Origin of the sequence: Saccharicrinis sp. 156, from assembly GCF_050589685.1 — a bacterium.
Classification (GTDB): Bacteria; Bacteroidota; Bacteroidia; order Bacteroidales; family Marinilabiliaceae; genus Saccharicrinis.
In genome coordinates, this window is record NZ_JBNGOS010000044.1 from 31079 (window position 1) to 51638 (window position 20560).

A 20560-nucleotide genomic window follows, 5' to 3' on the forward strand; every position below is an offset into this window, starting at 1 on the left:
CAAATAAATGGGCACATACATTATGAGAAAAGTATTTATTGTTGAAGATGACCGTTTTATAACAGCAATTTTCACCATGTTTTTACGTGATTTGGGACATGAGTTGGTGGGGCGAACAAGTTCGGGCAAGGAGGCGATTGACAAATGCAAGGTGCTTAAGCCGGATGTTGTTCTGATGGATATTCATTTAGACGGTGAATTAGATGGCATTCAGACTGCCGAAATGCTGAAACGCGAATTAGAGGTGCCGATTATTTATATATCAAGCGATACTTCTTCACCCGTGATAGAGCGTGCCATAGTATCAAACTCATATGGTTACCTGGTAAAGCCCATCAACAAAAAAGAACTGGGGATAAGTATTGACCTGGCGTTTTTTAAACATAAGGTGGACATTGAACAAAAAGAAAGAGAAAAAGGTTACCGGGAGTTTATCTCCGATTCGCCCATGCCTATTGTGGTGGTAAGGGACGGTAAAATAGCTTATTTAAACAGGTTAGGATTAGATGTTTTCAGAACGCATTATATAGAAGATGTAATGGGTTTGCCCATTAAAAACTTTGTGGCAGATAAGAGTTATGAAGAATTTTGTGAAATAATTGATTCTTCTATTTCACAGGATAAAAGGATAGATCCGTTTTTAGCCAAGATGAAAACCGTGCATGGGGATTATTACTGGGCAGAAATTGCAGGGTCAAAGGTGAAATTTAACAATCATCAGTCGGTTCAGTTAATTTTCAGGGATGTTTCGGTTCGTAAGTTTAGCGAGAGGAAAAATAAGGTTTACGAAAAAGTTATTTTCGAAAGAAAGAACATGTCGTTTGTGTTAAACGATAGCTTTGAGATCGTCAGGAGCAATGTATATACGCAGGAACAGCTAGGGTACGATAAGATCGAAGGAAGAAAGTTTAAATCGATTGTAAACTCCGATACCGGGTGGCTGGATGAACTGAAAAAGATGGATTGCAAAACCCACAAAGGTCAATCCGTGGAAGTTATTTTTACAAATGGTAGTTCTTCTGTGTTCGACCTTTATGTGGTATGTTCCGTAAACGGAGAATTAGATGAGATAATTCTTTTCGAAAATTGCGATTAATGTTCGTGAAAAATAGAACTGTAAATATCGTCGAAAACCTTCTTGACCGATGAAATATTGTCTACCGATGGAAATACCATACTTAATTTTTTACCCTTTTCACGCATTTTAATGTTTTTGGATTGTCTTTGAAGATATGCTAAGATGCCTGTAAACACCGGTGACTGGTAATATGGTGATTCTTGATTGGATACAAAATAGACAATCAGTTTGCTGTTTTTATAGATGATTTTTTCGATACCGAGGTCAATGGCATTCCAACGGATTTGTACCACCTGAATAAGTTCCAGGGTGGTGGTTGGGATAGCACCAAACCTATCCATCAGTTCCGATTTAAAGGCCTCCAATTCATCTTCGTTCTTTAATCCGTCGAGCTTGCGATATAGCTGCATTCTCTCCGCAATATTTTGTACGTAGTCATCGGGCAGCAATAATTTCGCATCAGTTTCAATGGTGCAATCCGAAACAAAATGGATGTTTTTGTCGGTAGCCCCATTAATTTCTTCCTGATACAGCTCTTTGAACTCGGTTTCCTTAAGTTCCAGAATGGCTTCGTTCAATATGCGATGATACGTCTCAAAACCTATGTCGGCAATAAAGCCACTTTGTTCGCCACCCAACAAGTTTCCCGCGCCTCGAATATCCAAATCTTGCATAGAAATATTGAATCCACTTCCCAAATCAGAAAACTCCTCGATAATTTTCAGTCGTCTTCTGGCCTCTTGTGTAACAGATGTCAAGGGGGGTGCCATGAGGTAACAAAAAGCTTTTTTGTTGGACCGGCCAACCCTTCCGCGTAACTGATGAAGTTCACTTAATCCGAATTGATTGGCATTATTGATTATAATGGTATTGGCATTCGGTATGTCTAAACCCGATTCAATGATGGTAGTGGCTATAAGTACATCGTAATCGCCATTGATAAAATCGAGCATTATTTTTTCTAACCGCTGCCCTTCCATTTGTCCATGCGCCACAACGGTTTTTACGGTTGGCAGAATTCTGTTGACCATCGCCTCAACCTCATGAATGTTCTGTACCCGGTTATTAATAAAGAACACCTGACCATTCCTGTCTAACTCATATGAAATGGCTTCTTTAATTATTTCGTCGTTAATGGTGTGAAGCTCGGTAAGGATGGGGTGGCGGTTGGGTGGCGGGGTATTTAAGATGGATAAATCGCGCGCTCCCATTAACGAAAATTGTAAAGTGCGCGGTATAGGGGTTGCGGTAAGAGTAAGCGTGTCCACATTAATCTTTATTTTTTTCAGTTTCTCCTTGATGCTAACCCCAAAACGTTGTTCTTCATCAATAATTAGCAATCCCATGTCTTTAAATTCCACATCTTTACCTATTAATCGATGTGTTCCGATAAGGATGTTTAATTCCCCGGTTTTTAACTTGTTCAGGGCATTTTTAATATCCTTGGTTTTACGCAAGCGGCTGATGTAGTCTATGTTGCAAGGGAAATCTTTGAGCCTGTCGGTAAAGGTTTTAAAATGCTGCATGGCCAAAATTGTGGTGGGTACCAACACCGCTACTTGTTTGTTGTCGGCCACTGCCTTAAAAGCCGCACGTATGGCTATTTCGGTTTTTCCAAAACCAACATCTCCACAAACCAGCATATCCATGGGGGTGTCTTTTTCCATGGCTTCCTTCACCAGTCGGGTCGACTTTTCCTGGTCAGGAGTGTCCTCATATATAAACGAAGCTTCCAACTCTGTCTGTAAATAACTATCAGGGGTAAAAGCAAAGCCGGGTTCCTGTTTACGCTTGGCATACAACGCAATCAGTTCGCGTGCAATGTCTTTGACTTTTTTCTTGGTTTTGTCCTTGATTTTCTGCCAGGCAGCAGTTCCCAGTTTATTGATACGTGGTGGTTCGCCTTCTTTGCTCTTGTATTTGCTAATTCGATGCAGCGAATGGATACTGACCAACAACACATCGTTATCCTTAAATACCAAACGGATGGCTTCTTGCTTTTTGCCGTTGACCTCAGATGTTACAAGCCCCCCAAATCGACCAATCCCATGATCGACATGTACCACGTAATCCCCCGGATTTAAGCGGCTGATTTCCTTGAGTGAGATGGCTTGCTTGGCTATTCTGGCTTTGTCGGTTCTAAGGCTGAACTTGTGGTATCGTTCAAAAATCTGGTGATCGGTATAAAAACAAAGCTGCAGGTCGTGATCAATAAAGCCTTCATGCAGCGTTTTGTCTTGTGCGATATAGTTTACTTCGCTACCCTTGTCCTCAAAAATGGCAGCTAATCGCTCGTGTTGTTTCGGGTTGTCTGCTAATATAAAAGTTTTGTAACCACTTTCTTGTTTGCGGATTAAATCTTCTTCCAGCAAGTCAAAGTTTTTGTTGAATACAGGTTGCGGCGTTGTTTTAAATTTTATTTCCTGCGCATCTTTAAATGTACTTTTTTTGCCGAATTCAATGCTTTGTCTATTGCACAGTTGTTTGTGGATTGTTTCGCCATTAACAAACTTATCAGGCGAAGGAACACTTGCGTCTTTTGATTTCTGGCTGTGGCGATGCACAATTTTAACGTGTACATCTTTTATTTTTTTTGCGATAAAGTCAATATCATACGCCCAAAACTTGGTTTCCCGATTCACAAAATCAAGCAAGGAAATATTGTCTTTATCATTAACAGAACTTAAGTTTGGTATGATGGCTATTTCGTCGAGCTTGGTTTTGGAAAGCTGGTTTTCCAGATCGAACGTGCGAATAGAATCAACTTCATCACCAAAAAAATCAATGCGGTAAGGATCTTCATTGGCAAACGAATAAATATCGATAATGCTTCCCCGCACCGAGAACTGACCAGGTTCGTATACAAAATCTACTCGCTGAAACAGGTATTCGTTCAAAACTTCCGTTACAAAGGATATATCCAGTTGCTCGCCATTTTTAATATTTAATGTAGAATCTTTTAATTGAGTAATGGTTGGAACCTTCTCGAACAATGCCAATGGATAGCTAACAACGATACCCGTTTTATTTGTGTTGGCCAGAAAGTTCAAGGCTTCGGTGCGCAATATAATATTCGACGATTCTAAGTTGCCGTACTCGGGAGATCGTTTGTAGGTTGAGGGTAAAAAATAAACGTTTTCTTCGCCTATCAACTGAACCAGGTCATTATAAAAATAAGCAGCTTCTTCTTTGTCATTCAATATAACTAAATGGGAGTCTTTATCTAGGCTAGCAGCCATTAAAATACTTTTAAAAGAGCCTGTTGTGCCTGCGATAAAGATATGCTGGGTAGTTTCGGCGATGGCAGTTTTTACTTGATTTATAATAGGGTTGTTCTGGTACTCTTTAAGAATGTTGGACTGATTCACGCTGCAAAATTTTTTTGCAAAAGTAATTAATTAACAAAAAGGTTAGCCATTAAGTTATAACTTATACAAAATTGATGTGGATAGGTTATTAAATAATGGCTTGTGATTGTAAGGATTGCAGTATTCCTTTTTTTATCATAAACAGATGGATATTGTTAGTCCAACCCGTTAGTTGGAACTATCGTTCGCTCATCGGCTATGGCCGCGGTGCCGTATAGAAGTGCTGATACTTCACTGAATAATATGGGTTCGACCCGGAGCCCATATCCTGTTAGTAATAAATAAGAATCGATGATGGGGTTTGTCTGAATTACTTAATTAAATCTTAATCTTATCATTCATATAATATCCAGGATATGAAAGTTTATACGGGTTAACCTCAAATTTGAAAGCCTTCCAAAATATATTCGAAACGACTTGTCAGGAACTTGATGCAGAAAAAACAATTTTGTGTTACAGGATTTGACCGATGTGGGCGAAAAAATCATAAGCCGTTTATCATTACATATTTTAAGAGTGATGCGGTGTTGGAAACCCCGGCCTTATTGAGTATGTTTTTACGATGTGTTCTTACCGTATTGTAACTAATGTGGAGGAAATCAGCAATTTTTTTACTTGTATATCCGGTCGTAAGTAACCTGATTATTTCTTTTTCCCTGGAGCTAAATACATCTTCTGTTTTTTCAAGTTGAAGGTTATTGTGATTAACATTAAATGTTTCTCCCGTTGATTTATTTAGTATCAAGCCATGAGGTATGTTAGTTGCATCCAGATAGCTGATGTCAGTATAAATGTTACAAAATATATAGGGTATTTTTTGTTCGTCAAATATTAACGGGATACTTTGATGTTGAACGGTGACGATATCTCCATTTGATTTTTGAGCTTTATAGTAATAAATGACAAACACCATCTCCCTTTGTTGGACCGGGCATAACACAATATATTCCATGGCTGATTTTACCGTTGCCATGTTGGTGGGTATATGCTCTTTAATAGGATAATCAAGCGTGAATTTTCCACCCATGGACAAAAGCTCTTCATTATTATAACCTGTCAAACTCATGGTGTCACCTGTTACCAACTCGATACTCCATTCGTGGGTATTGGCAATTATCACAAATGATTTGCCGGTAGTGAAAATTCCATTGATAAGAGGATGATTCATCAGTTTAGATTTATAGTTGTCATCTAAAATCTGATAATTCTGTTTGCCAAATACCTTTTTAAAGGCCATGAGATCAGTAGAATTTGATGTCATGATTTCCAAGTTGATTTTTGAAGAAAGTTAAATTAAGTACAAAAATACCTCAATTGTAGTATTGAGTTCGCAAGCTAATTGCCATAAATTGGGTCTCGTCCATGATATAACACGTAATACCTATAAATGGTTGCATCGTTACATAGGACATAAACTTAAATCAATTACATTATGGGAAGGAATATTACTATTGTGATGATTTTTTTGATGGCAGGATTTCAAATTTTATCACAAACATTGACGGAAAGAGGGCTGGCGCCCAGTGGGCATGTTTTTGCAATGGAGCAAAAGGGAGATGTTTTGTATGTGGGCGGGAGTTTTAACAGGGTTGGATATTCCACAGGAGGTGCAGCCTTGCTGGAAAATAAGGATACTGTCCCGAACCTTCAACTTCCATACGTCCACGGGGAGGTGTTTGCCATTGAACCGGATGGACAGGGTGGTTGGTATTTGGGTGGAGATTTTGATCAGGTGGGTGTTGTTCCCCGAACTAACATTGTGCACGTTACTTCTACCATGGAAATCGATCCGGATTTCGATCCTCAGATAAATAACAAAATAAATACGCTTCTTTATCAGAACGGTATCTTGTATATGGGAGGACTGTTTACCGAAGTTGACGGAAATGCACGGACTTACCTGGCCGCGATAAACACATCAAGCAATAACCTGGAGTCTTTTAACCCGCAACCGAATGGTCAAATAAATAAAATAAGTACAAGTGGTGAAGTGGGCGTAGGTGACAAGATATTGATAGCCGGTTATTTTACACAGGTTTCTGGTGAAAATGTTACGGGTATTGCAAAAATAAATAGGTTCAATGGTACCGTGGAGTCTTTCCCGGACCTGCCCTCGGGGCGGGCCAATGATTTACTTGTGGATGGCAATGACCTGTATGTGGGAGGTGCTTTTTCGGGAGGGGTGATGGCGGTTGATTTAACTAATAATACAATTAAACCGTGGAGCCCGAATATAAAAGGTTTTGGTTTTAGCCTTCGGGTAAATGCACTGGCTAAAATAGATACTGTTATATATATTGGTGGTAATTTTAATAGTGTGGACGGTGTTAGTCGCAGAAATATGGCAGCAGTCAGTACACAAGGAAACCTGCTCGATTTTGCACCCGAACCCAATGCCGAGGTGTTTGAGTTGTACGAACATAACGGAGACTTATTGGCGGGAGGTGATTTTTTGAATATCGGCAACCACAACATTGCTCACGTTGCTAAGTTTGATGATTTAGGCAATATCGACCAGGATTTTAATTTGAGGCCGGATTGGTCGACGCATGTTATTGCGGGAATGGGAACACAACTCATGTTAGGTGGCGAGTTTTTGTTGCTTCAAAGTCACGAAAGAGACAATGCTTATGCCATGAAGATATCTAATGGTAGCCTATTGGAATGGGCTCCTATTGGAAATTTTCTGACAGTAAACCATATAAAGGCAGATGAAATTAATGATGTTATTTATTTGGCAGGATGGGATTCGAATTCCATGAAAAATATAAAAGCATTTGATGATACCCTGGGTGAGGAGCAGTTGTACTTTAATTTTGTTTTCAACAACAGCGTTAATTGCATCGACCAGGATAACCAGACTGGCAATTTATATGTTGGAGGAGCTTTTACTACGGTCAATGGTGAAAACCGAAGCAGGATGGCGGCTGTTGACCAGTCAGGCACCTTGTTGCCATTTTCAATTACGGCAGATGATGAAGTGCGGCATCTCAAGGTGTCGGAAGAAAACACGGGGATTTATTTCTCGGGTAAATTTACACAAGTCAATGATTCTTCCAGGTTTAAAGTGGCTTTTACCAATTTTGATGGAGAACTCAATGCATGGGCACCGGAAATAGATAGCCAGTCATTTGAAGATTTTATCTATGTACATTCCATTTTGCCCATGGGCAACCAGGTTTTCCTGGCCGGTACTTTCGAAACCATTAATGGTGAGAATAGGAATCGTATGGGCGCTGTTGATCCGGTTACGGGCAATCTTTTGCCCTGGAACGCCAATGTGGATGCTATGTCGATAGATTTTATGGAACCTTTTCAAAACGGGTTGATGATAACCGGAGAAAGCCTTAACCAGGTTGGAGCAACCAGTGTGAGCCACATAGCATTTATTGGGGCACAATCCGGCCAGGTGCTGGTAAATATCGCGGATTATGGTTTTGGGAACCTGCAGAAAATATTGACCATGGAAGCGGCCGATAACACTTTATATGTAGGAGGTACGTTCAGTATGCTGCGCGAAAAGCACCATCCACACGTAGCCACTATAACTTTTCCTGACCAACCAGATTTTGGAGATGTGGAGCGATACACACCAAGTAAGGGAGGGAATATAGGTGATGTGACCCTGGAAATATTCGGTTCGGGTTTTAAACCTGGTACCGAGATCATGTTAAGAGGGGATGGTATGGATGACCTGGTGGCCGTGGACGGATCTACATTTAACCATGATGGCGTCAGGCTTATGGCTACCTTCGATTTGCGGGGGCAACCGGCAGGTCCAAGGGATATAGCCGTTATGATTCCGGATGGATCTACCATCCTATTGGGAGGTGCCTTTACCATAACCGAAGGCGTGGGTGCCAAACCTTGGGCCGATATTGTTGCCCCATCCTTGTTTACCAAAGGAGCCAGGGAGTTTTTCTATATCAGCTATGGAAATAGTGGAGATGTGGACGCACTTGGCGTCCCAATGTGGATTACGCTGTCGCCTAATATTACGGTGAAGGATATAGGTTTTGATGTGATTCAATATTTAGAAGAAGATCACTTATATTACGACAGCATTCCCGAATATGTGATGATAGATTCATTAATCGATAAGCCTTACAATGCAAAAGCATATTCATTTATTGTTCCAAAGTTACCGGCTGGATCAAGTTTTGTGGTCGCCATGGAAGTAGAAGGTACCGAAATAGGAGATTTCTATTGTCGGGCTTGGACACAACGGCCCATGTACGGTTCTCCACTGAAGTATTGGGTGGGCGATTGCAACGATGCCATTTTTACGAAGATAGTTGGTTACATACCGTATGCGGCGTGTGCTACTGGTGTTATCGATGCATTTGTGTCCCCTTATGTCGATTATGCATGGGATCCGGATTTTGCCAGCTTTTCTTATAATATTAATTATTTATCCGCATTGGTGGGTACTGGCCTTGATTGTGCAGGTGACGTTTTGTCGGGAGGAACGTACGGCTTTGCATCAAGAGTCGTTGGCGATCTGCTTACTGTTAAAGGTGATTTCGACCTGATTCAAAGTTGTACAGAAATGGAGGAGAAGGAAGACTCGTTAGGTCAAATTGTTGCTTCGTGCGATCCCAACGACAAAAGCGGTCCGATTGGGCAAGGTTCTGAGAGCTGGCTAAATACGCAAAAAAACTTTTCATATATGGTTCGTTTCGAAAATGAGGAAGAGGCCACTGCACCAGCCAAATTAGTTTTAATAAGAGATACCTTGGATTCTGTTATATTTGATTTAAGCACTCTCAAATTACACGGCTTTACCATTGCCGATAATGTATATACTATAAATGGCGTAGGCAGTGAATACAACAGCATTGTTGATTTAAGGCCGCGGTTGCCATATTTGGTCAAAATTGACGTGAGCCTGGATTATAATATCGGCGAATTGGTTTGGACCTTCACCACATTGGATGTTACAACTGGACTTCCCGTAACCGGTCCATTAGAAGGATTTCTTCCCCCAAATGAGGATGGGGTTAGCGGGAGAGGTTCTGTTTTTTATGATGTTAGGGTTTTAGACGATCTTCCATCCGGGACGGAAATAAAAAATAAAGCAGGAATATTTTTTGATTATAATGATCCTATTATAACCAACGAATGGATGTTGAAAGCAGATAATGATAGTCCGGAAAGTCATATGCAGCCTTTACCTGAAACTGTTTACGACGATGAAATATTGTTAAAGTGGACAGGTTCAGATGTCGGTTCAGGCATTAAGAACTATCGTGTAATGTACCGGGAAGTAGGTGGTGAATGGTATTATGTGACCTCGTTTATTTCTGATACTTCAATTGTTTTTAGCGGTACGCCGGGTAAACATTACGAATTTATGACCATTGCAGTTGATTCTGCATTGAACGTGGAACATGAACCTTTAGTTCCTGATGTATCTACGTATTTTCACGATGAAACAACAAATGTTCTGAATGGGCAGACATCAGGTATTCGATTCTATCCCAATCCGGCAGATGAAACGCTTTTTGTGGGTTTGAATGAGGCGTTTAATAAGTTTTTTTACCGGGTGTACGATATTTCCGGAAGGTTGGTGTTGAAGCAAAATTTATTTAACACAAATGAGAACGATGTTATAAATATTGATTTAAAAGGATTACGGCCCGGATTATATTTGTTGCAATGGCAAAACAACATGGAAAAAGGGGAATATAAGTTAATTAAGCGTTAGTTAACGGTTATCACTATTCCCGAAGCCTGAATTTTATTTTTTGTGGAAGCCGATCCGGAAGTATAAGGTTTGTCATCCAAATAAATCTGGATGTAGTATAGTCCTTTTTTCTTGAAATCAAATGCCAGTTCGGTAAATCCCCTGGCATTTGGTTTGGGTAATTCCCAGGGCAGTATTTTATAAGCCAGGTCATTTGTATAGTCGTCGTATTTCATCTGTCGGTTGATAGCTGAAGCGCTCATGGGGTATGGGAACTTTTCGTAATATGCCAATATCATATGCACATACTTGCCTTTAATAGGTTTAACAGGAATTTTAAATTTTTCATTCGCCGTAACCGTAGTTTTGAAATCACCCGTGGTCATATAAAGGTCCAGGAATTCCTCGTAATATCTAAATTGCCCTTTGTGTAAGTAAAAACCGAGCCCCACGGAATTATGGTTTGGGTCGATGCAATTTTGCTTGTGACCGTCATTTGGTGCCCGTTCAGCCATAAAAGCGTTATGCGCCTGCTGCATATAAGCAGCGATATCTTTGGGTGCCGATGCCAAATGCTCCGAGGAGGACAGGGCAGAGGCATTCTCGGATACATGTGCTGTTCCTCCTGCAAAAGCGTAACGATGATAGGGTTTTTCGCCACGTGTGTTGAAATGCCCCATGAAATTTCCCAGGGCCGCTTCTTTGGCTATTTTGTTAGCGACTCTGGAAGCCAAAATATCCAATTGGACTGGCGGTTTGCGATACTTTTTTCGAGATGTATTAATATGTGCAAGCTGGTTCAGCTTTATAAGCAGGACACTTTTATCATCCTTATATTCGCCCAGCCTTATTTCTTGATCGTTAAGTTGATGGTATTTTTTTACCTCATGCTCCGGTATAGTATAGGTTTTTACTTGTTGCGCGTTGCCATGGAGACCGATGATGAGTAGGACTCCGGCAATTACAATAGTGATTATATTATTTAATATTTTCTTCGGCATCTGCGAGTATTGGTAATACAAAGTAAAATTTACTTCCCACATTTTTTCGACTTTCAATCTGAATTCTCGAATCATGCATTTTAAGAATGTCATTGCAAATAATCAACCCAATTCCGGCACCTTCTTCGTTGTGTGTTCCTTTTCGGGTAATGTGGGTGTTAGGGCTTAAAATTAATTCAATATCCTTCTTCGAAATACCAATGCCGCTATCAATAACGGCAATTTCCATTTCGTTGTCGGATACCTGTTTCCCTGTTAAAAAAATATCACCGCCCGCTTTGGTATACTTAATCGCGTTAAATATAAGGTTGCGTACAATGGTAACGATCATATCTTTATCACAAAATAGCTTTGCATCGTCAGGGAACGAATGCGTTATGTTGATTTCTTTCTGCTTGGCTATTTCCCTATATAACGATCTGTTTTCCGAAAATATTTCGTTTAGATCGTATTGTTTGGGTTTAAATGCATACTGGTTTAACTGTGCCTTGCTCCAATTGAGTAAGTTGTTTAGCAGATTATAGGTTCGTCTGGTGTGAAGGTATATTTTTTCGATATCGGATTTTTTAACCTTGAATTCCGTTTTGTCGTTTCGCAACAATATATCGAAATAACCAATTAATGATGTAAACGGACTTCGTAGATCATGTGAAATGATATTGAAAAAACGATCTTTGGTTTGATTCAAATTTTCCAGGTTATCTTTCTGTACGATGATTTCCTCTTTTTCTTGCGAAATATTTTTCTGAGCCCGGTATAGTTTTAAGGAAAAACGTTCTATTACAACGCCCGCCACCATAAACAAACCAGAGGCCACTACCACATATGCACTTGATGTTACAAACAAAAACATATCGTAAACATGCAGTTTGTGCACCAGGTACGATATTAGAATAAAGCTAAACGCTGAAATGCCGATGTAAATATTTATCAAAGTGATGCTGCTCATGGACAGCCCCAGTGTGGCGATGGTAATAATCAGACCGGAATAGTAGGTGTCAAAGCTTGTATCGGCAGGGTTTAACGAAGCATACATAAATAATATGCTAAGATTCATGCCAAGCAAAGCAGTTGCATTTATAATTCTCATGTAAATTTTGTACTTATTTACAAAGGTACTTATGTACGCTACAACTAGGAATGGCAAACCAGATAAAAGTCGTGGCGAAATCGAAGAATAAAACGAATGTGACGATCCATAATAATCCATTACCGCAAATAATGGATAAAAACTCATGTATAACAATAGTAAGTTGCGTATATATTGTTTGTTGCTATTGAAAAGCCAAAGCGTATAGTCCTGCTTGCTTTCCTTTCTCTCCCTGTTCCAAGCCATATAATTATCTCTATCTAGCCCAAGTAATGATGATTAACAATGCTGTAGTTTTAATATGGATTAGATGATATACATGCAGCGATATATATAACTGCCTTACTGTCCTGGTACGCATTTGTGCCAGAACAGTTTTTGGCTTTGTTACGTAATAGTATCGAAAAGGTTATTCCTTTTGAAATTTAACCAAATACGCGGATAAATTCTTCCACCTTATTTACCATGTTGGTTGATCCACAGTAAAATGGCGTTCGTTGGTGCAACGATGTTGGTTTAATCTCCATCGTCCGTTTATGACCATCGGTTGCCTTTCCGCCTGCCTGCTCAATGATAAAGGCTATTGGGTTGCATTCATATAATAATCGCAGTTTGCCTTTGGGGGCACTTTCGGTGATAGGGTACATAAATATTCCGCCCTTTAATAAATTGCGATGAACATCCGATACCAAAGAACCGATATATCGCGACGAATACGGACGTTGTGTATCAACATCTTTCTCCTGACAATATTTGATGTACTGCTTTACGCCGGCAGGGAATTTTAAGTAATTACCTTCGTTAATGGAATAAATATAACCGTCTACCGGATTTTTAATCGTTTTATGCGACAGGCAAAATTCTCCTATGGAAGGGTCCAGGGTGAAGCCGTTAATTCCTTGTCCTGTGGTATAAACCAGCATGGTAGAAGAACCATAGAGAATATAACCTGCAGCCACCTGTTCTGTTCCGGGTTGCAAAAAATCTTCCATAGTGGCCTTTTCACCTTGTTTGGTTTTGCGTTTGTAAATGGAAAAGATGGTTCCGATGGACACGTTAACATCAATATTAGAAGATCCGTCCAGTGGATCCATTAAAAAAACATATTTTCCGTTTCTGGCCATATCATCATCAAAAAGGATAAAACTCTCGTTTTCCTCAGAAGCGATCGCGCAAACTTCCCCACAGGAGTGAAGCGAGTTGATAAAATGGTCATTGGCGAATACATCCAGCTTTTTCTGGTCTTCTCCCTGTACGTTGGAAGTTCCCATTTCACCTAAAATGTCCACGAGCCCTGCTTTATTAACTTCCCGGTTCACAATTTTGGCTGCCGTACCAACATGGTGTAAAAGGTGAGATAGATCCCCCTCTGCTTGGGGGAATTGTGATTGGCTTTCAAGGATAAACTCGTTAAGGGTAATTACATCGAATTGATTCATAGAATTTTTTTTAGATTTAAATGGCCAACAAATCACGTTCAGTTTAATTCATCGTGCGATGATAAAAGTCACGTGGTAATGCTGTGCTTTGATTAATTTTAAAATGTCGTATTAATTAGGTTTGATTTGGCGATAAAATTAATGTTATGATTCAAGTGTATAAGTTTGGAGGAGCGTCGGTAAAAGATGCTTCGGGTATTAAAAATGTTTGTAACATCATTAAAAACAATTCCAATCCTTTGGTAGTGGTTATTTCGGCTATGGGAAAAACTACAAATGCCATGGAAGTATTGGTGGAAGCCTTTATTCAACAAAACCAAACTCAAATAAAAAATGCCTATGAGGCTATTTTTGACTATCATAACCAGATAGTACAAAATTTGTTTGATGATGGTCATCCTTTTGTGTTGAAGTTTGACCAACAAATAAAAAAATTATGGGAAAGGGTACAGCTGAACCCTGGATTGGATTATGATTTTGAATACGACCAAATAGTTCCCTTTGGAGAACTTATCTCCACACAGATTGTTAGCGCATATGCAAATACTATTGGAATAGAGAACCAATGGTTAGATGTACGCAAAATGATTAAAACGGACGAGAACTATCGTGATGCCGATGTCAATTGGGGGTTGAGCTCGCAGTTTGTGCATAAAAATATGAATTTCGAAAAGCATCAGCTATATATAACACAAGGGTTTATTGGTTCTTCCATTAATAATATTACCACAACCCTTGGGCGTGAAGGGTCTGATTATACGGGTGCTGTCCTGGCTCATATTTTAGATGCCGAAAGTTTATCTATCTGGAAAGACGTTCCCGGAGTTTTAAACGCAGATCCACGTTGGTATCCTTTCGCACAGCAACTCAAAGAAATTTCATACCCTGAAGCTATCGAGTTGGCATACTATGGAGCACAGGTCATTCATCCTAAAACATTAAAGCCACTTCAAAATAAAAATATCCCTCTCTTTGTAAAATCATTTTTGGATGAACAACAAGAAGGAACCGTAATTCAATCCGTGGAATCAAAAGAGGTTGATGTTCCTGTGTACATTTTAAAACGGCAACAACTTTTTATCACCATCTCACCAAAAGATTTCTCCTTTATTCTAGAGGATAACTTAAGTGAGATATTTGCCATTTTTGGTCATTATAAGATTAAGATTAACCTGATGCAGAATTCCGCGCTTAATTTTTCAGTATGTGTGAATAATGTTCGTGATGTGAAAAAATTAATCGAGGCTTTGCAAAAAAAATTCGTGGTTAGATATAATGAGCATGTGGAATTGGTTACTATAAGAAACTACACCGCGGCAGCCATTCATGAGATGACACAAGGGAAAGAACTAGTGGATTCTCAGTTAAGTCGTAAAACGGCCAGGTATGTTTTAAAAGAGAGTGAGTGGGAATTTAAGTAAACAAAAGCCGGGGAGCACAATATGATTGAGTCACCGTATTGGTACTCCCTTTGCTCATTTTGGGTTATACGTTCTCCAATTCCTGGCTTGTCTTATAATCGATATATCCTTTTTCCCCCGGAGTGTAGAAGGTGTCAAAATCGGGATCGGTCAAGGCGATTCCGTTCTTCATTCTATATATTAAATCGGGGTTGGATAAAAACGGACGTCCAAAGGCTACCAAATCCCCATTGTTTTCTTCAATGGCAGCCTCAGCAGTTTCTTTTGTATATCCTCCGCTTGCAATAATAGTCCTCCCAAAAGCTTCTTTAATTTTTGCTTTTACGGATGCAGGTACTTCAGGAGCACCCATTGCCGAATGGTCCACAATGTGAATGTATGCCAATTGGCGTTTACTTAGCTCCCTGGCTAAATGTTCATAGGATTCTTCTAGGCCATCAAACACTTCCATATCGTTAAACGCTCCGTATGGCGAAAGACGTATCCCGGTCTTGTCGCTACCTATGGTTTCCGAAACTTTTTGTGCTATCTCAATTGCAAATCGGTTTCTTTTTTCAATGGATCCACCATAGGCGTCATTCCGTTTGTTTGAGCAAGGGTTTATGAATTGATCTATTAAATAACCGTTTGCGCCATGCAGCTCCACACCGTCGAACCCTGCCTCCATGGCGTTTTTTGAAGCGGTTACATATTCATCTATGGTTTCTTTAATTTCGGCACCTGTCATTTCTTGCGGGATAGGATACGCTTGAGGGCCACTCTTATCTGTATACATTTCGCCGCTGATCCCAACTGCTGAAGGGGCCAATATTTTTGAGCCGTCAGGCATGTTATCGGGATGCGAAACCCTGCCGGTATGCATTAATTGAATAAATATTTTGCCACCTTTGTTATGCACCGCTTGGGTAACATGTTTCCAGCCGTCAATCTGTTCCTGATTAAAAATGCCTGGAATTCGGGGATAACCCAGTCCATTTGGAGATGGCGTTGTTCCTTCGGTAATTATTAATCCCGCGGCCGATCTTTGTTCGTAATAAGTAGCCATCAAGGTGTTGGGAATGTTGTCGATAGCTCTGCTTCTTGTCATGGGGGCCATTACGATTCTATTCTTCAAAGTAATTGAACCAAGGTTAAACTCGTTAAATAATTGCATGATGTTATATTTTGGTGAAACACTGTCTTAACTTAAGCGTAATTGAATACTTCCTGTAATCAGGAACAACAATTTCAAAACAAGCGTGCATTCAAAAAGTTTATTTACAGAAGCTGTAAATCATAGCATGCCCCATTGTGCGGTGCGAATCCTATTGTGTGGCAGTCGTACGGTTGTATATTATAATGTTCTGGTATCATGCGGGTCACAGAACTCTGAGGTTAGAAATCTTTAACGAAAAATGCGGCTTTATAACCCCGTAAGTTGTCAGAGTCGTCATACAATTCATAAGCCAACAATATAGCGTGAGTATTCTTGTTTAATTTCTGAATACTTTTATTGTAGATCCAAGTCTCGGTAAACTGCAGTTTCCCAACTTTTTCCCGGCTGAAACGATCGTCGGCTTCTAGGTCTTTGATCTCATCAATGCTCAATGCTTGATGGGTATAATAATCGTATGCCTTTTTTTTACCAGTATAAATCATTTCAAACAGGTCGTCAACCAATTTACGATGTCTTACGTTTTTTAGCTTAGCAGTTTCCCATTTATTCAGAGTATCAGGATTGGAGATTAGGACTTCGTAAATGATGGTGTCTGCCCAAATCTCCAAATTTTCACCAGAGGAATGGTGGACCTTGTTACTGTCACCGCAACCTATCAGGCCTAGAAATGAAATGGTAAAAAAAACAAGGTAATTAAATATTGTTTTCATCATTTTTTTGTTTCTAACGTAAAAAATACTGACTGATTATCCCGAAAAATACTGAGTTTCGATTTGGGATGTTTTTCAGCCTGATTAATTCATGAATTTTCGTAATAGAATAATTTAAGAAGAGGTCAGGCTAGGTTCCCTGAAAAATTATTAAAAATATTGTTTTGAAATTTTTGGGAATTACCAATGTGAACTTCAAACTGACAATTACGACAGTTTATTGTAAATGTCAATTAAGCCGTAAGTGCAATTGATAAATGACAGATGCACTAATTAAAGCTGACAGTTGCCATACCACAGAATATGAACACCGTAAAGTGGCGGGATGTACTTCGTTGTAACTGCCTATCGTCTAATGAATTCAAGTCTTTCACCCTTTTTGTCGTCATTAAAAATACCGTTGTGATAAGCCAGGTGACCGTTCACAAAGGTATGACTGACATAATGGGCAAATTTCTGTCCTTCAAACGGACTCCAGCCGCATTTCGAGTAAATGTTTTCGGGCGCAACCATCCATGTCGATTCCGGTTCAACAATAACCAGGTCGGCTTTATAACCTTCCCTGATAAATCCACGTTCTTTCACACGGAATAATTTAGCAGGAGCATGACACATTTTATCCACCACCTGCCCGTAGGTGAATACACCCTGGTTGACCATCTCCAGCATGGCCACCATAGCATGCTGGACCAACGGACCGCCTGATGGTGCTTTAAAATAAGTGCCTTGCTTTTCTTCTTTGGTGTGAGGGGCATGGTCTGTGGCAACCACATCGAGGTTTCCGTTTTTCAACGCCTGGCGTAAGCCATCCCTATCGTTTTTCGTTTTTATGGCGGGATTCCATTTAATGTAGGCACCATATTTTGCGTAGTCCTCATTGGTAAACCACAAATGATGAACACAAGCCTCTCCGGTTATCTTTTTCTCCTCCAGTGGCATATCTTTATCCAGGAGCTCCAGCTCTTTAGCTGTGGTCAAGTGCAATATATGCAATCGGGCTCCATGCTTACGCGCCAAGGTGGAGGCTTTTAATGACGACTTATAGCAAGCTTCTTCCGAGCGGATGAGGTGATGCATTTCAAAAGGAACCTCTTCACCATATTTTTCTTTGTAGGCTTTTAGGTTAGCCTGGATGGTATCTTCGTCTTCGCAGTGGGTAGCTATTAAGGTAGGCGCCTGCGAAAATATTCCGGCTAAAGTATCCTCATTATCAACTAACATATTGCCTGTTGAAGAACCCATAAAAACTTTTATTCCACATACCCTTTCAGGATCCGTTTTTAGCAGTTCATCCAAATTATCATTGGTGGCACCTAAATAGAAGGAATAATTGGCAATCGATTTTTCTGATGCTAGTTTATATTTATCCTCCAATATCTCTTGTGTGGTTGCTTGCGGTTTTGTGTTTGGCATTTCCATATAAGAGGTGATACCTCCTGCAACCGCAGCCCTGGCTTCAGTAAATATTTCAGCTTTATGGGTGAGACCCGGTTCGCGAAAATGGACCTGATCGTCAATGGCACCGGGTAACAGGAGTTTGCCTTCGCCATGGATTAACTGGTCAGCTACAGGCAATTTTTCGCCATGCTTATAAATACGCTCAATTATATCCTCAGCAATTAATACACTGCCAATAAACGATTCGCCTTCGTTTATTATTTTTATATCTTTAATTAAAGTTAAGCCCATAGCCTACGTATATATGTTGAATAAATTATTAGCGTTCGTATTTTTTAAACCAGCTCGCTATTTTCATTTTAATCACACCCCAAACTGCCTCGGTAAAAATTCCCCCACTCATTTTTGATGTCCCTTTCTGTCTCTCAGTAAAAACAATTGGAACCTCCGAAATGTTGAAACCATATTTCCAGGTTGTAAATTTCATTTCAATCTGAAAAGCATACCCCTTCAGTTTAATCTTGTCTAAAGGAAGAGTTTCTAGCGTAGCTCTCTTGTAACATTTAAAACCTGCAGTGGTATCCATAATCTTCATGCCGGTGATAAACCTTACATATACCGATGCAAAGTACGACATTAAAACACGACCCATTGGCCAGTTCACAACATTGACGCCTGATTTGTATCTGGATCCGATTGCTAGGTCAGCCCCATTTTTACATGCGTCATATAAAGCTAATAATTTTTCAGGAGGGTGCGAAAAATCTGCATCCATTTCAAATATATAATCGTATTTTTTGTCAATGCCCCACTTGAATCCGGTCAAATAAGCTGTTCCCAATCCTAGTTTTCCTTTTCTTTCCAATATATGAAGTTTTCCCGGGTACTTCTCCGTCATTAATCTTTTTACAATTTCTGCGGTACCATCAGGTGAGTTGTCTTCTATTATTAAAATATGGAATTCCTTGGGTAAAGCAAAAACCACCTCAATAATGGCTTCAATGTTATCCTTCTCGTTGTATGTGGGTATGATCACTAAACTGTCGCTCACGGCTGTATATCTTTTCAAAATTAAGCTACGAATATAATAACAACATATATACTTATAGTACCATTTAAACAAAAAAATGGGTGTTGTCATTCATGTTGTGGTTTTGCCATCTTATGCAAACAGGTTATTGTTTTAAGCCGGATTATGTATTGGATGTTCGTCATGAGCATTGCAAGTACAATAAAACAAGGCATTACTGAAACGAGGCATAACATCGTTCTGGTGAGTTGAAGTGATGCAACGAAGTGCCTTGTTTTAAAGTAATTTCAATGTGTAATAGAATTTCTAATGCATATTGCGGGTTTAACCTGTTTAGCAGAAATGCGGTAGGATTAATGCGCATAGGCCTTGGCTTGAGTTATTGGAGATAAAGGCTGGGAGTGAGGTATTGCTACCTTTGGTTGATAAGTATGCCTAGTCTGTAAAGTATCTGCTGCTATCGTTAAAATAAATTGGGATGGCATAATTCCAGGTGTTGTGCCTTTTGATTTTATATCCTGTAAATTAACCATGTGGGTTGTGTTGCAAATATCTTGATAACTCAGACCGCTTTTTTTAGAAAATAAGCGATTACTTGTATAAGTCGAAAAAATTATCAGGAATCTCCATAACCAGAGTTTAATTGATAGCCTAATTATATTGCACCATTTTCTGTAAATTTTAAAGTCGAACAGGTAACTATGTAATATTTTGTGATGATAGATTAAGAAAATATTAACGCTAATAATTTGAAGATAAGGGTTATAAATCGTGGGTTTGAAATAAGTTGAAAAAAAGTGGGTAGATTGTTTTGAAATAAAAATAAAAGTAGGTTACCTTTGCAGCCGCTTTTAAAGAAAGGCACTATTCATTTTGATATTTTGATCACGAGAAGCTGGGAGTAGATGTTATTATTGCATTGAATGGACGTAGGAAATTGTAGATCAAATTTTTCTAAAAAAATGAAAAATTAGTTTGGAAGTTAAAGTGAAAAGTGATTATCTTTGCAGCCGCTTTGAAAAACACGGATGGGTTAACGGGCCCGTTTTTCAAGCCTTCCCTAGCGGGTCGCCCTTTAGAAAAGGCGAGGAGTGGGGGCGGGGCAAGAAGAGGCAAGGTATACTGACATGATGAGTGACGCCAATGGCCGGCGACCGGAAATAGGACCGGTTTTGAAGGGCCG

The 20560-nt window shown here is 39.6% G+C and carries 12 protein-coding genes; 3 read left to right on the forward strand and 9 right to left on the reverse strand.

Going from position 1 to position 20560, the window contains the following annotated elements; genetic code table 11:
- Positions 1-22 precede the first annotated feature (22 nt).
- Complete coding sequence (locus ACRD64_RS21500; RefSeq protein WP_430935952.1) at positions 23-1096, forward strand: response regulator; 1074 nt, start codon at positions 23-25, stop codon at positions 1094-1096.
- Here ACRD64_RS21500 and mfd read toward each other — a convergent pair.
- A complete protein-coding gene (mfd, locus tag ACRD64_RS21505; RefSeq protein ID WP_430935954.1) occupies positions 1093-4446 on the reverse strand; it encodes a transcription-repair coupling factor in 3354 nt (1117 codons plus the stop codon). The genes ACRD64_RS21500 and mfd overlap by 4 nt on opposite strands.
- 484 nt (positions 4447-4930) lie before the next feature.
- Positions 4931-5707 carry a response regulator transcription factor gene (locus ACRD64_RS21510; RefSeq protein WP_430935956.1) on the reverse strand — a complete coding sequence of 259 codons (777 nt, stop codon included), beginning with the start codon at positions 5705-5707 and terminating at the stop codon, positions 4931-4933.
- A gap of 171 nt (positions 5708-5878) precedes the next feature.
- Here ACRD64_RS21510 and ACRD64_RS21515 point away from each other — a divergent pair, with 171 nt between their 5' ends.
- The gene (locus ACRD64_RS21515; RefSeq protein WP_430935958.1) at positions 5879-10153 is read left to right on the forward strand and encodes a DUF7619 domain-containing protein; all 4275 of its coding nucleotides are present in this window, start codon (positions 5879-5881) and stop codon (positions 10151-10153) included.
- Here ACRD64_RS21515 and ACRD64_RS21520 read toward each other — a convergent pair.
- From ACRD64_RS21520 to fbp, 3 genes are all read right to left on the reverse strand, one after another.
- Positions 10150-11133 carry a CAP domain-containing protein gene (locus tag ACRD64_RS21520; RefSeq protein ID WP_430935960.1) on the reverse strand — a complete coding sequence of 328 codons (984 nt, stop codon included), beginning with the start codon at positions 11131-11133 and terminating at the stop codon, positions 10150-10152. The two genes, ACRD64_RS21515 and ACRD64_RS21520, sit on opposite strands and share 4 nt — an antisense overlap.
- On the reverse strand, positions 11111-12223 hold the full coding sequence (locus ACRD64_RS21525; protein WP_430935962.1) for a sensor histidine kinase: 1113 nt from the start codon (positions 12221-12223) through the stop codon (positions 11111-11113). Before ACRD64_RS21525 ends, ACRD64_RS21520 begins: the two co-directional genes overlap by 23 nt.
- Positions 12224-12648: 425 nt before the next feature.
- Complete coding sequence (gene fbp / locus ACRD64_RS21530) at positions 12649-13662, reverse strand: class 1 fructose-bisphosphatase (RefSeq protein WP_430935964.1); 1014 nt, start codon at positions 13660-13662, stop codon at positions 12649-12651.
- A 146-nt stretch (positions 13663-13808) separates the two neighbouring features.
- Between fbp and ACRD64_RS21535 the strand changes: the two genes are divergently transcribed.
- On the forward strand, positions 13809-15083 hold the full coding sequence (locus ACRD64_RS21535; RefSeq protein ID WP_430935966.1) for an aspartate kinase: 1275 nt from the start codon (positions 13809-13811) through the stop codon (positions 15081-15083).
- Between the two features lie 64 nt (positions 15084-15147).
- Here the strand turns inward: ACRD64_RS21535 and ACRD64_RS21540 are convergent, their stop codons facing one another.
- From ACRD64_RS21540 to ACRD64_RS21555, 4 genes are all read right to left on the reverse strand, one after another.
- Complete coding sequence (locus tag ACRD64_RS21540; protein WP_430935968.1) at positions 15148-16236, reverse strand: alkene reductase; 1089 nt, start codon at positions 16234-16236, stop codon at positions 15148-15150.
- Between the two features lie 221 nt (positions 16237-16457).
- Positions 16458-16952 carry a hypothetical protein gene (locus ACRD64_RS21545; RefSeq protein ID WP_430935970.1) on the reverse strand — a complete coding sequence of 165 codons (495 nt, stop codon included), beginning with the start codon at positions 16950-16952 and terminating at the stop codon, positions 16458-16460.
- A 342-nt stretch (positions 16953-17294) separates the two neighbouring features.
- Complete coding sequence (locus ACRD64_RS21550; RefSeq protein ID WP_430935972.1) at positions 17295-18638, reverse strand: dihydroorotase; 1344 nt, start codon at positions 18636-18638, stop codon at positions 17295-17297.
- A 28-nt stretch (positions 18639-18666) separates the two neighbouring features.
- Positions 18667-19416 (reverse strand): polyprenol monophosphomannose synthase, encoded by a 750-nt coding sequence (locus ACRD64_RS21555; RefSeq protein WP_430935974.1) that lies wholly within the window; start codon positions 19414-19416, stop codon positions 18667-18669.
- Between the last annotated feature and the right edge of the window lie 1144 nt (positions 19417-20560).

Coding starts and splice junctions, on each gene's coding strand:
- ACRD64_RS21550 (WP_430935972.1), bottom strand. CDS start 18,638: ATGGGCTTAACTTTAATTAAAGATATAAAAATAATAAACGAAGGCGAA.
- ACRD64_RS21500 (WP_430935952.1), top strand. CDS start 23: ATGAGAAAAGTATTTATTGTTGAAGATGACCGTTTTATAACAGCAATT.
- fbp (WP_430935964.1), bottom strand. CDS start 13,662: ATGAATCAATTCGATGTAATTACCCTTAACGAGTTTATCCTTGAAAGC.
- ACRD64_RS21510 (WP_430935956.1), bottom strand. CDS start 5,707: ATGACATCAAATTCTACTGATCTCATGGCCTTTAAAAAGGTATTTGGC.
- ACRD64_RS21520 (WP_430935960.1), bottom strand. CDS start 11,133: ATGCCGAAGAAAATATTAAATAATATAATCACTATTGTAATTGCCGGA.
- ACRD64_RS21540 (WP_430935968.1), bottom strand. CDS start 16,236: ATGCAATTATTTAACGAGTTTAACCTTGGTTCAATTACTTTGAAGAAT.
- ACRD64_RS21515 (WP_430935958.1), top strand. CDS start 5,879: ATGGGAAGGAATATTACTATTGTGATGATTTTTTTGATGGCAGGATTT.
- ACRD64_RS21545 (WP_430935970.1), bottom strand. CDS start 16,952: ATGATGAAAACAATATTTAATTACCTTGTTTTTTTTACCATTTCATTT.
- ACRD64_RS21535 (WP_430935966.1), top strand. CDS start 13,809: ATGATTCAAGTGTATAAGTTTGGAGGAGCGTCGGTAAAAGATGCTTCG.
- ACRD64_RS21525 (WP_430935962.1), bottom strand. CDS start 12,223: ATGAGAATTATAAATGCAACTGCTTTGCTTGGCATGAATCTTAGCATA.